The 10,592-nt window shown below is 48.7% G+C and carries 16 protein-coding genes; 1 reads left to right on the forward strand and 15 read right to left on the reverse strand.

The annotated features are described in order from the left end of the window. Nucleotides 1-421: hypothetical protein (locus tag ABFC84_17370; GenBank protein ID MEN6414510.1), on the forward strand; the 421-nt coding region annotated here is incomplete at its 5' end. A gap of 16 nt (nucleotides 422-437) precedes the next feature. Here the strand turns inward: ABFC84_17370 and ABFC84_17375 are convergent. The 15 genes from ABFC84_17375 to yqeC all read right to left on the reverse strand — a co-directional run. Continuing rightward, the gene (locus ABFC84_17375; protein ID MEN6414511.1) at nucleotides 438-911 is read right to left on the reverse strand and encodes a YhcH/YjgK/YiaL family protein; all 474 of its coding nucleotides are present in this window, start codon (nucleotides 909-911) and stop codon (nucleotides 438-440) included. Between the two features lie 185 nt (nucleotides 912-1,096). Beyond that, on the reverse strand, nucleotides 1,097-1,354 hold the full coding sequence (locus ABFC84_17380) for a GIY-YIG nuclease family protein (protein ID MEN6414512.1): 258 nt from the start codon (nucleotides 1,352-1,354) through the stop codon (nucleotides 1,097-1,099). 6 nt (nucleotides 1,355-1,360) lie between these two features. Beyond that, the gene (locus tag ABFC84_17385; GenBank protein ID MEN6414513.1) at nucleotides 1,361-1,981 is read right to left on the reverse strand and encodes a peptidylprolyl isomerase; all 621 of its coding nucleotides are present in this window, start codon (nucleotides 1,979-1,981) and stop codon (nucleotides 1,361-1,363) included. A 99-nt stretch (nucleotides 1,982-2,080) separates the two neighbouring features. Then, nucleotides 2,081-3,004, reverse strand: a complete 924-nt coding sequence (locus ABFC84_17390) for a hypothetical protein (GenBank protein MEN6414514.1) — start codon at nucleotides 3,002-3,004, stop codon at nucleotides 2,081-2,083. 168 nt (nucleotides 3,005-3,172) lie between these two features. Next, nucleotides 3,173-4,240: a molybdopterin-binding protein gene (locus ABFC84_17395; GenBank protein MEN6414515.1), complete on the reverse strand. Its 1,068-nt coding sequence runs from the start codon at nucleotides 4,238-4,240 to the stop codon at nucleotides 3,173-3,175. Further along, complete coding sequence (locus ABFC84_17400; protein ID MEN6414516.1) at nucleotides 4,218-4,655, reverse strand: MOSC domain-containing protein; 438 nt, start codon at nucleotides 4,653-4,655, stop codon at nucleotides 4,218-4,220. The genes ABFC84_17395 and ABFC84_17400 overlap by 23 nt, the downstream gene beginning before the upstream one ends. Nucleotides 4,656-4,691: 36 nt before the next feature. Beyond that, complete coding sequence (locus ABFC84_17405) at nucleotides 4,692-5,180, reverse strand: MogA/MoaB family molybdenum cofactor biosynthesis protein (GenBank protein MEN6414517.1); 489 nt, start codon at nucleotides 5,178-5,180, stop codon at nucleotides 4,692-4,694. Continuing rightward, nucleotides 5,173-5,685, reverse strand: a complete 513-nt coding sequence (gene moaC, locus ABFC84_17410; protein MEN6414518.1) for a cyclic pyranopterin monophosphate synthase MoaC — start codon at nucleotides 5,683-5,685, stop codon at nucleotides 5,173-5,175. Before moaC ends, ABFC84_17405 begins: the two co-directional genes overlap by 8 nt. A 3-nt stretch (nucleotides 5,686-5,688) precedes the next feature. Further along, nucleotides 5,689-6,669 carry a GTP 3',8-cyclase MoaA gene (gene moaA, locus ABFC84_17415; GenBank protein MEN6414519.1) on the reverse strand — a complete coding sequence of 327 codons (981 nt, stop codon included), beginning with the start codon at nucleotides 6,667-6,669 and terminating at the stop codon, nucleotides 5,689-5,691. A gap of 31 nt (nucleotides 6,670-6,700) precedes the next feature. Beyond that, nucleotides 6,701-6,994 carry a DUF3343 domain-containing protein gene (locus tag ABFC84_17420; GenBank protein ID MEN6414520.1) on the reverse strand — a complete coding sequence of 98 codons (294 nt, stop codon included), beginning with the start codon at nucleotides 6,992-6,994 and terminating at the stop codon, nucleotides 6,701-6,703. A gap of 9 nt (nucleotides 6,995-7,003) precedes the next feature. After that, nucleotides 7,004-7,594, reverse strand: a complete 591-nt coding sequence (yedF, locus tag ABFC84_17425) for a sulfurtransferase-like selenium metabolism protein YedF (protein ID MEN6414521.1) — start codon at nucleotides 7,592-7,594, stop codon at nucleotides 7,004-7,006. Further along, the gene (gene selD, locus ABFC84_17430) at nucleotides 7,584-8,612 is read right to left on the reverse strand and encodes a selenide, water dikinase SelD (protein MEN6414522.1); all 1,029 of its coding nucleotides are present in this window, start codon (nucleotides 8,610-8,612) and stop codon (nucleotides 7,584-7,586) included. The genes yedF and selD overlap by 11 nt, the downstream gene beginning before the upstream one ends. Continuing rightward, nucleotides 8,609-9,403, reverse strand: coding sequence for a selenium-dependent molybdenum cofactor biosynthesis protein YqeB (gene yqeB / locus ABFC84_17435; protein ID MEN6414523.1), 795 nt, complete (start codon nucleotides 9,401-9,403; stop codon nucleotides 8,609-8,611). The genes selD and yqeB overlap by 4 nt, the downstream gene beginning before the upstream one ends. Before the next feature lie 48 nt (nucleotides 9,404-9,451). Continuing rightward, entirely contained in the window at nucleotides 9,452-10,123 is a 672-nt protein-coding gene (locus tag ABFC84_17440) for a nucleotidyltransferase family protein (protein ID MEN6414524.1), read from the reverse strand. Next, a partial coding sequence (yqeC, locus tag ABFC84_17445; protein MEN6414525.1) for a selenium cofactor biosynthesis protein YqeC occupies nucleotides 10,060-10,592 on the reverse strand: 533 nt, incomplete at its 5' end. The genes ABFC84_17440 and yqeC, both read right to left, overlap by 64 nt.

Raw genomic sequence — 10,592 nt, forward strand, 5'->3', positions numbered from 1 at the left:
ATTTATTGTTTCGGAACTTCGTCACTTCCGTGACGAGCGTTCCCGCACATCTGGCTTTTTTCCTTACTTACATTGTTTAGTTTTCAAGGAACACTCGGCTGTTCTCAGCCTGCTGCCGTTTGCGACAGCTTTTATATATTACCACGGCTTAACCGCCGTGTCAATATCTTTTTCAGTCATTCTGTTTTCTGGAACAACTGCTGTCTTCTTTTGTCACCGTTATCAGCGACTTATTTATATTACCATAGAATGTCACTTTATGTCAATATTTATTTTACACCCACCTTGCATGAAGTCTTGTATGGCTACATTAACATATTTTATACTCACCGTCAATAATTATTCGAAAAATTCGACAATTTTCTTCTTAGCCGCCTCTACTTTTTATTTCCGAAATAACACGCATCAGATGGGCAACTAAAATCGCCTAAAAAGTCTTACTTCACTGCGCTCAGCTTAATCTTCACAACCACTTTTCTTACCTGAGCGGCTGAACCGGTGGAGCAGCCGGGGCGATGAATATCAGCCGGCAAAAAAATGGCGTAGTCGCCGGCAGTAAGTTTTACCGGCACCTCATCTACAGTATTTTTATAAAAAATAACATCTTTTTCCGCCAGCCGGTCTTCCAGCACTTCATTCTGCCCGGAAAGAAAACTGCAGCCAATATATTCTTCCCCGGTATGGACATACTGAATGTCAATATACTTCACATGTGCTTCCGCCCGGCGTTCTGTTTTTACCTTGGGCAGATAATCCTGCACGGACGCATACATTACATCGCCATCAATGATGTGCTTACCTGCTTCCAGTTTACCGATATCCGTTTTTTCGAGAAACTCCAGCCCGCGGCGGATCAAAGCAGCGAAAACGCTTTCCTCCTTTTCAAGATTTTTAAGCTGCCCGTAAATCATGATTGTCACATCCTTTTAATTTGTTTCATTATAGTAATATTCTATATATTTTTAAAACTTCCTACCATTATCTTGATATACTTTCTGCCGGGCTAAAAAAAAGCAGCGTATTTTGCCAAAACGCTGCTTTTCTTTAGCCAAGTCACACGACTGACGCTTCGCTGTTCAACTTTAATGAAACGAGTTCACTTTAGCAAATTCTGTTCGCACCCAATCAGCCGTTCTTTCTCCTTGCGGCTGAATTGCTTGATGATTTCCTCCCGGCTCTGGGCCTGACGGCGATCAGTGTGAACTTCGGAATAAACCAGCCGTACCGGACCACGTCCCCTGGTATAACGGGCACCCCTGCCCTGGTTATGGGCCTTTAGCCGTTTGTCCAAATCCGTCGTCCAACCGGTATAGTAAGTACCGTCTGCACATTCCACAATGTAGGTATAGGCCATAATGAGCTACTGCTTTGCCATAATGGTAATTTTTTTAATGACCACAGCTTCCACCGGTTTATCATTGACTCCGGTCTTCACCTTGCCAATGGCCTTGACTACATCCAGTCCCTCCGTCACCTTACCGAACACAGCATGCTTGTTATCCAGCCACGGAGTTGCCGCCAAGGTAATAAAAAACTGGGAGCCGCCGGTATTCGGCCCGGCATTGGCCATGGACAGAATACCTGCCCCGCTGTGCTTCAAATCCGGACTAAATTCATCGGGAATCGTATAACCGGGACCACCGCTGCCATCCCCCTTGGGATCGCCTCCCTGAATCATGAAGCCGTCAATCACCCGATGAAAAATCAGCCCATTGTAAAATCCTTTGTTCACTAAAGCAATAAAGTTTTGACTGGTTTTGGGTGCCTTATCGGCAAACAATTCCACTGTGAAATCGCCTTTTGAAGTTTCAAACCTGGCAACAGGATTAGCACCGCCGGTACCTTGACCACCGCTGTTTTCCGCCGCCGGTGCCTGGTTGGACGAATTTCCTTCCGGCTTTGCCCCGCCCGAGCAGCCCGCTGCCAGCAGCAAGCTAAACAACGCAATGACGGTGATGCCCATCATAAGCTTCTTTTTCATTTTCCATTCCTCCTCGTCGCTACGATACCTATTATCATAGCACACCGGAGCCTTGCTTTAAAGAGAGCCGGCCCTAAACATAGCACTACCGTCAATCATTCATAAACAGGAAAAATAGTGCCGCCGGGTTTTAAAATTATATTGTTTCAGCCATTGGGAAAAAGCTTCCTGCAGGAAGGATAAGGAATGCTCCCGGGAAGCAGCCCTTGGGAGAGACTCACTCTGCAGCAAGCTTCGCTGCAGTTGCTCAAAAATCCCGAAGGATCGGCACGTATGGATCCAGTGGGAACTGGACTTGGCAAAATCATCGCTAAAACACCCTGCCGGATGCTCCGGCTGACGGGAAGAATACATTACTTTTTCGATGCGCAGGTCGCCGGTACGATACACCGGAAGCACTCCCAGTCGGAAAACCCGCAACCCTTCATCGAGTGTGCGGCCATGAGTCAGCCTGCCAAAAATATGTCCATTGTACAAATCGGCATAAAGGTGAAGATAAATCCGACCTATGCCTTTCATATTATGAGAAAAAAGGCATTGATAAACCAGCAACTCTCCCGGGTTTTCCTGCCGCAGGTCAAAATCCCGCAATTCCGGTTTTACTTTTTCCACAAAACTAAGCTGATGACGATTCAACGGAACGTTGCTCCGGTTTGCCAACTGCAAAATCAGGTTGCAAAGCACATCCCGGTTGTCAAGCTGGTACTGCTGTTTGATCTGTCTTACTTCTTCTAAGGTGATACAGAATCTTTTTTTCTCAAGACTGTGCTGCAGCCGGAAATCATTCCAAAAAGGATTATAGAGGCATGATGAAATCACTTGGCGGTGCAGTTCATCGACCAATGCGGCGCCACTTGTCATCTGACATTTCGCCGGAACGAATAAATCCACTATGGTATTCTGAAAAGAAAGCAGTTGCAGCCGACCAAGGGATTGTTGTTTTTCTGAAGACTGCCTCATAAGATTTGTCAGCATAAAAAAATCATCCTCCGTTTTCCCTTCCCCTTGTTTTCCCTTGGTCAATACAAAAGTAAAGCCGACAGGAAACGAAAACGTTCCGGTCGGCACATCGTTGTGTTGCAAAGCAAAGCTAAACCAAACTAGAATAAGCTTATTACTATTATATACATTGTTTAAGTGAGTTTCAAGTACCCTGAACCAAATAGATAGCTCCAGCAAAAACTGGGATATTTACGCTCCAGTACCAAAAGTACAGTCCGGATAGTGGCAGACTTCACACTCCAGGCACAGCCCGCCCATCCCGAGCTTCGCGATCATAGGACGGGTAATTTTCTGCCCGGATAAAATCAGCGGCAGCACAAGATCAAAAACAGTCGTTTTGCTGTACATGACACATCCCGGCAGCCCCAAGACAGGCAGTTCCCCCAAATAAGCGATCAGCAGCATTGCCCCGGGCAAGGCCGGCGCACCGTAAGTAATGATCTCTGCCCCTGTCCGGCGGATTCCCAGGGGAGTAACATCATCCGGATCCACAGACATGCCGCCGGTAACCAAAATCAATTCGGCTCCCTCGTCCTGAAGTTTCTTAACGGACTGTGTGATTTGCTCGTCATCATCGGAAACAATGATCTGCGGCAAAACACGGCAGCCGTATTCTTCGACTTTTCGGCAGATAACCGGCCCGAATTTATCTTTAATGCGTCCGTGATACACTTCGCTTCCGGTAGTAATAATGCCAACGCAGCGGGGACGAAAGGGCTGCACGGAGATGATCGGCTTCGCAAGACCGATTTTTTCCGCCCGCAGTAGTTTTGCTTCATCGATCACCAGAGGAACGACCCGGGCTCCGGCTACCACGTCGCCTTTTTTTACCGGACGAAAATGATTGCGGGTGGCAACGATTAATTCATCAATCATATTGACCTCCAGCAACCGCGCTTCATCAATTCTACACAAGCCGTTATAATCCGCGATCAACCGAACTTTGCCTTCCGACGGCTCGGTCAGATGAAGTCCCGGCCCGCTCACTGCTCTGGCCAACCGCAGTCCGCCTTCATTTTCATGGACTTGTCCCTTCTCCAATTTCCATACATAAAGATGCTCTTTCCCCATTTTCAGTAATTCATCAATATCTTCCGGGCGAATAATATGCCCCTTCTTAAACGCCGGCCCTTTAAATTCACCCGGCACAATTTTAGTTAGGTCATGACACAAAACATGTCCCACCGCGTCTTTAACATGAACGACATCCATTATGTAGCCTCTCTCCATCGCTTTAAGAACTGATAATAATTTCATCACCGGCTTTGATCCAGCCTGGTCGAACTACCTTCGCAAAAATGCCTTCCCGCGGCATAATACAGTCTCCTGTTATCTGGCGGATGGCACAGCCGACATGACATTCCTTGCCGATCTGCGTTACCTCCACAGAGGCTTCATCGCCAATCTTAAGCTGTGTCCCCACCGATAAGGTAAATAAAACAATACCCTCTGTTGTTATATTTTCGGCAAAGCTGCCCGGAGCCAAAAGTTCCAGTCCTGTCTGCTTCATTTTGCAAATGCTCTCTTGCGCCAGCAGACTCACCTGCCGGTGCCATTTACCTGCATGGGCATCTCCCTGCAGCCCCCAGTCAAGAGCCAGATACCCTTTTGCAACCGGGGTCTTCACCGCTCCTTTTTCTTTGCTGGTGTTAACAGCCACCACTTTTGCCATCTTTTTCTCTCCGTTTCCGAGATTGGGGACACTTTTTCAACCTCTGCCGCATTCTGCCGCAGTTCCCCGCAAAATATCTAATGCGTGATCAAGAGCCGGCAGGATTGCCTCTAATGATTCCTGCACTCCCTTGACACTTCCCGGTAAATTTACGATCAAAGTCTTGCCGCGAATCCCAGCAACTGCCCGCGACAACATCGCCTTGGGCGTCTTCTGCAGCCCATAATAACGCATTGCCTCTGGAATCCCCGGTACCTGTTTTTCAATAACTTCTAAAGTGGCTTCCGGTGTCACATCACGGTTGGAGAATCCCGTTCCGCCGGAAGTCAACAGCAAATCCGGCCGAAAATCATCGCAGGCCCGACGTATTTTCTCTATAATCAATTGTTTCTCATCAGGAATCATTTCATAATAATCGATACAATAATTACTGCCAAGCATTTTCCGGATCACAAAACCGCTGCGGTCTTCCCGTTCTCCCCGGGCGCCTTTATCGCTCATAACCAAGATTCCGACTCTATACATTGTTGCGGCTCCCCGCATTCAGAGCGGAAACAGCCGGTGATACAAGATGACCGCTTTTCCCGCCCGATTTCTCCAGCAATTGAATATCCGTCACTTTCATCCAGCGGTCAATTGCCTTGCTCATATCGTAAATTGTAAGAGCGGCCAGGCTGGCTCCAGTGATCGCTTCCATTTCCACGCCTGTTTTATCGGTTGTTTTCGCCTGGCACTGAATCACGATTTCCGACCGCTCTTCGTCCATTTGAAAGGTAATATCAACGGATGTCAAAGACAATGGATGACACATGGGAATCAAAGAGGCTGCTGACTTTGCCCCCATAATACCGGCAACCTGGGCAACCCCCAGCACATCGCCTTTTTTTATACCACCGCTTTGAATGGCCTGCAGAGTCTCCGGCTTCATCTGCACCACGGCCTGGGCAACGGCAACCCGCACCGTATCTTCTTTGTCGCTGACATCGACCATTCTGGCCCGCCCGTCCTGATTAAAATGGGTAAAATCCATACCTTAGCCTCCAATTTGATACATTTTTCGGCAATTATCTTCACCCCAGCCTGTCGAAAAATGATGATGAGCCGGTTTTTCCCAAATTGTTTTCTGCAATAATGCGGCTATTATCTCGCTGCTGGCATTGTTTTGCAGCAGCATCTTCAAACTGATTTCATTTTTAGCAAACAAGCATCCCCGCAGTTGGCCGTCGGCTGTCAGCCGAAGACGGCTGCAGTCGGAGCAAAACCGGTGACTCAGGGGACTGATAAAGCCAACGGATCCCCTTCCTCCCCGCAGCCGGTAGCAGACTGCCGGACCGCTGCTTTGCGATGCTCTGTCCGGATATAAATCATAATCCTTGTCAATAATATCCCTTATGGCATCCGCGGTCATAAGCCGCCGGGGCTGAAAAAACGGCAAATTGCCGATTGGCATAAATTCAATAAAACGCACCTGCAGAGGCAAATCATACGCCATTTTCACAAATTCGGGAATTTCCTGGTCATTGATCCCCCGCATCACCACAACATTGATTTTTACCGGCGCCATGCCAATCCGCAACGCCTTATTGATCGCCTGCAGCACATCCTGCAGCTGACCGCGCCGGGTAATATAATGAAAGGTCTCCTGCCGCAGAGTGTCCAGGCTAAAGTTAACTCGTGTCAATCCGGCTGCCTGCAGCTCTTCCGCCATAGCCGCAAACAATGTGCCGTTTGTGGTTAATCCAATATCCTTAATTTTCGAGATACGGGAAATCTGCCGAATAAGCCATACTATATTTTTTCTGACCAGCGGCTCACCGCCGGTCAGACGAACTTTGCGGATTCCCATTCCTGATGCTATCTTGACTACCCGGAGAATCTGCTCAAAGGACAGAACATTGGAATGGCCGATATCTTCCACTCCCGTTTCCGGCATGCAGTATCGGCAGCGTAAATTGCAGCGGTCCGTAACGGAAATCCGCAAATAATCAATCCTGCGTCCATAACGATCCAGCATAATCATCACCCCGCTAATCTATTCGGCAAGCTTATTCTTCCCACTCAATACTGCCTTCTTCGTTACGAGCATAAAGCTCATAGCTCTTATGCCCAGGCTCTCTTTTAAAAAAGCTGGACCAATAAATACACTTCTCCTGCAGCAGCGCCAGCACTTCATCTTGCGTATCTTCAGTAAATAAAATACACTGGCCGCAATTGGCATCAATTTGCCGCGGTTTCGGTACAAGCACAACACGAAATCCAAAACGATTTAACGTTTCTTCCGCCCAAAGCGCCTGCTTGACGGAGCAAAAAGAAAGAAGCCGGGTATATTCATCATACATAATGCTGCCTCATAATATAATGGTTTTCGCTGCCGACGACAATTTTTCGACGATCTCATACATATTTGAAATACCGCCGGCCAAAAGCTTATCTTTCCGCTCATAGTAATCAAGACAAGTGCCGCAGGATAAAATCTGCACGCCTTTTTTGTCCAGTTCAAGCAAATGTTCGGCGACAGGTGAGCCTTCCGTTGTTAAAAACACACCGCTGTTGATAAAAAGCAGCGTCTGGGGCAAAGGTTCTTTTTCTACTAAAGCGAAAAAAAATGATTTTATGAGAATACCGCCTAATTCATTGCTGCCATGTCCCAGCTTATCCTGTGTAATTAAATAGACCGTGTCCGCCGCTTTCGCTGTCTGCGGAATTGTCGGCTCAGCCTCCCCCTGTCCTTTGGTAATGGCAATATAGTAAGCGCCGTCCGTTTCCTGCCACGTAGCCTTGCAATGATTGGCTGAAGCAAATTTCATTACATTCTCTTTGGCGGCAAAATTGTCCACAATCGTCGTAAGGACGCCGTCTGTCATTTTTTCCAGCGCTTTTTTCGTCGCAATAACCGGCTGCGGGCAAGCTAAGCCGCGAGCATCAACATTAATCGACATAAATATTCTCGCTCCTCTTCTCTACAATTTCGCCAATAACAGCTGCTTCCTGTATTCCGGCTTTCTGCAAGTCGGCCAGCAGCCTTTCGCTTTCTGCGGCCGGAACACTCATCAATAATCCACCTGACGTTTGCGGATCATAACATAAATCCTCCATACTGCCTGCCACATCGGAAGCAAAGACAATGTGTTCTAAAAACCCGCGCGTATTATAGGCGCCTGCAGGGACGAATCCCATTGCTGCCGCGTCCTTGGCTTCGGGCAGGATCGGCAGTGTCCGGGAATTAATTTTTGCTGTTACCCGGCTGGCAGTTACAATTTCCGATAAATGTCCCAGTAATCCAAAACCGGTAACATCCGTACAGGCATGAATCGTAAAATCGCCCATCACTTCGGCTGCCGACTTGTTTAACCTCGTCATGCTGCGAATGGCGGCTGCCACTCCTTGCGGGAACATTTCAGCCCTTGCCGCCATCGTCAGAACGCCCGTGCCGAGAGCCTTGGTAAGAATAAGCGCATCTCCCGGCTTTGCTCCGGCATTGGTCAAAATTTTTCGTGGATGAACTATGCCGGTAACACTTAACCCATATTTGGGTTCGTTATCCTGAATGGAATGTCCTCCCACCAAAACCGCACCGGCTTCCTTAATCTTTTTCAATCCGCCGCGCAAAATTTCCAAAAGGACAGCCGTATCCAGCTTGCATACAGGAAAAGCCACGATATTCATCGCGGTAACCGGCTTGCCGCCCATCGCATATACATCGCTAAGACTATTGGTAGCGGCAATCTGCCCAAATAAATACGGGTCATCGACAATCGGTGTAAAAAAATCAACAGTTTGAATCAATGCAGTTGTTTCATCCAATTGATATACACCCGCATCATCGGATGTTTCAAGGCCGACCAGGAGCCGCGAATCAGGCTGCAGTGGAAGCTGCTGCAGCATTCCCGCCAAATAGCCCGGGCCGATTTTCGCCGCGCAGCCGCCGCTTTTCGTATACTCAGTCAACTTAATCACGTTTTTTCCCCCTTCAAATGCAAAATAGCCTCCAACACTCCGCCGGCCACAGCCCTCGCTTTATCGGAAATTGAAAAACAATGTTCCCGCCGACAGCGGGGATCAACATCACCGATCTTCATTCCAGAATGAACCGAAAGCCCGTTGTGCAATAATCCTCGCAAAATGCCGCCTGCCTGCGCTATGACAGGCGTATGGTCAACCTGGCCGACAATTTCACCTTTGATTACTGTATCACCGATACTGTGCCCACTGGAAAAAATCCCATCCGCCGATGCCCGCAGCAGCCGCTCAATAGTAAGTCCGGCAATTTCACCGGGAATTCCGGTATTCGGCAGCGCCTCTCCCTGATAGTAAACCCGCCCCAGATCATGGCCCCGCATTGTTTCCACTACGGCATGGACAGCCTTGCCAGCTGAAAAGCCAGGTCCCAGACCGATAACAATCGGCGCGTCATGACAACAGGTGCCCGTATTTTTCTTTGCGAGAATGGCATCCACCACCACCGCCGGACAAATGTCCCGCAGGGATTGGGCTGCCGGATCAATCAGTACCGGTATGCAGCCGGCTTTCATCGCCGCAAAAGCCTCATCCGTCTCAACTTGTCTCGCTGTAATATTCTCCACGGTCACGCTGCCGGAGAAAACAGCCTGGGCAAAAGAAACCGTACGGCGAACTACCAGGGGCTGAGACAGTTCGGTGATCACCACAGGGAACCCGCTGTTGAACAGACGGCAGGCAACGCCTGTCGCAAGATCACCGCCGCCCTTGATCAGTACTACATTTTCCATGTCACCGTCTCGCTTTCATTTTTGCAAGTAAAAACAATTATTAACCGCTTACCAGCCATTCTTAGCCAAATAATATTTTTGCAATAGTTCGTAATCTTCCCAGGAATCGGCGTCTAAAAAAGTACCCCCGTCCGGCCAGTCGACGAAAACCAGCTGATTCGGATGGCGTTCTATAATAGACCGCCCGCCGACATCGCCTTGCAAAGAAAGCAATTCTTCCTTCCAGGCAGCGCCAAATAAGGCCGGACTGCAGCGCTGTCCATCGTGTCTCGGTACAATAATCGCCTGATTATCGTGCCGTAAAAACTCATCGTGCAAAGTCCGGAGCAGTTCTTGGGAAATCAGCGGCTGATCGCCCAGAATAAAAACAAAGCCGTCCAGTCCGCAAGACAAATTGCTGATTCCAAGGTGGATAGAAGATGCTTGTCCGCTGCCGCGTTGGGGATTATAAATCCACCGCAAATGGTACTGCCGGCAAATATCAGCCAATTCTCCCTCAGGCTGCCCCAGTACCGCAATGCAATCCTGCCAAAGATTGCCGGCTGTATTTTTTACAACATGGGAAAAAATGGTCATTTCGCCTAACTGAAGCAGGAGCTTTTGCCCTCCCATTCTTCTTGCAAGCCCAGCGGCTAAAATAACCGCACCGATACGCTTTACCATAGCGAATGCACCGCAACAGGCTCGAATGCCGACCCGCAGCCTTTTACGGCAATGCATTTGCGGATGTCCCCCCGACTGCCGCTGCGGATATATTTCACTATCCGCTCAACCTCACTGGCTGCCGCAGCTTGCGCCCCGGTAAGCAGCAGAATTTTCTTCCCCCGGCTGTGCTGGAAAATGCCCTGCTGTGCGGTTGCCAATATGGCTAAATCCCGCCAATCGATCAAAGAATTCTCCTGTTTTCTCACGATTTCCAGCACTAATTCCAGCCGATGTACAATCCGTCTGCTGAAAGGCTGACCGAGGGCCTGTAAATTAAGAATACCCACGGTGACCGCCGTACTCTGGGGAACTACAGGCTCGTAAACCGCAGGCGCCTTGAGCCATTTCCCCCTAGCACCGTCCGCTTCAACGAAGATAAATAAATCTTCGTTTCGTTTGGCAATTTGATCAATCCAAGCCGGCAATAATCCGGAAACTTTGTCGCCGTCCCTGTCGCGAAACCAAGCGGCAATTCTGTCCGATT

The sequence above is a fragment of the Veillonellales bacterium genome, from assembly GCA_039680175.1.
Taxonomy (GTDB): Bacteria; Bacillota; Negativicutes; order JAAYSF01; family JAAYSF01; genus JBDKTO01.

Bases quoted from the DNA above. Each gene is read 5' to 3' on its own strand.
- ABFC84_17420 (MEN6414520.1), bottom strand. From the start codon at position 6,994: ATGTATGATGAATATACCCGGCTTCTTTCTTTTTGCTCCGTCAAGCAG.
- ABFC84_17405 (MEN6414517.1), bottom strand. From the start codon at position 5,180: ATGTATAGAGTCGGAATCTTGGTTATGAGCGATAAAGGCGCCCGGGGA.
- ABFC84_17385 (MEN6414513.1), bottom strand. From the start codon at position 1,981: ATGAAAAAGAAGCTTATGATGGGCATCACCGTCATTGCGTTGTTTAGC.
- moaA (MEN6414519.1), bottom strand. From the start codon at position 6,669: ATGCTGGATCGTTATGGACGCAGGATTGATTATTTGCGGATTTCCGTT.
- yedF (MEN6414521.1), bottom strand. From the start codon at position 7,594: ATGTCGATTAATGTTGATGCTCGCGGCTTAGCTTGCCCGCAGCCGGTT.
- ABFC84_17375 (MEN6414511.1), bottom strand. From the start codon at position 911: ATGATTTACGGGCAGCTTAAAAATCTTGAAAAGGAGGAAAGCGTTTTC.
- yqeB (MEN6414523.1), bottom strand. From the start codon at position 9,403: ATGGAAAATGTAGTACTGATCAAGGGCGGCGGTGATCTTGCGACAGGC.
- ABFC84_17380 (MEN6414512.1), bottom strand. From the start codon at position 1,354: ATGGCCTATACCTACATTGTGGAATGTGCAGACGGTACTTACTATACC.
- ABFC84_17440 (MEN6414524.1), bottom strand. From the start codon at position 10,123: ATGCATTGCCGTAAAAGGCTGCGGGTCGGCATTCGAGCCTGTTGCGGT.
- ABFC84_17400 (MEN6414516.1), bottom strand. From the start codon at position 4,655: ATGGCAAAAGTGGTGGCTGTTAACACCAGCAAAGAAAAAGGAGCGGTG.
- ABFC84_17395 (MEN6414515.1), bottom strand. From the start codon at position 4,240: ATGAAATTATTATCAGTTCTTAAAGCGATGGAGAGAGGCTACATAATG.
- moaC (MEN6414518.1), bottom strand. From the start codon at position 5,685: ATGGATTTTACCCATTTTAATCAGGACGGGCGGGCCAGAATGGTCGAT.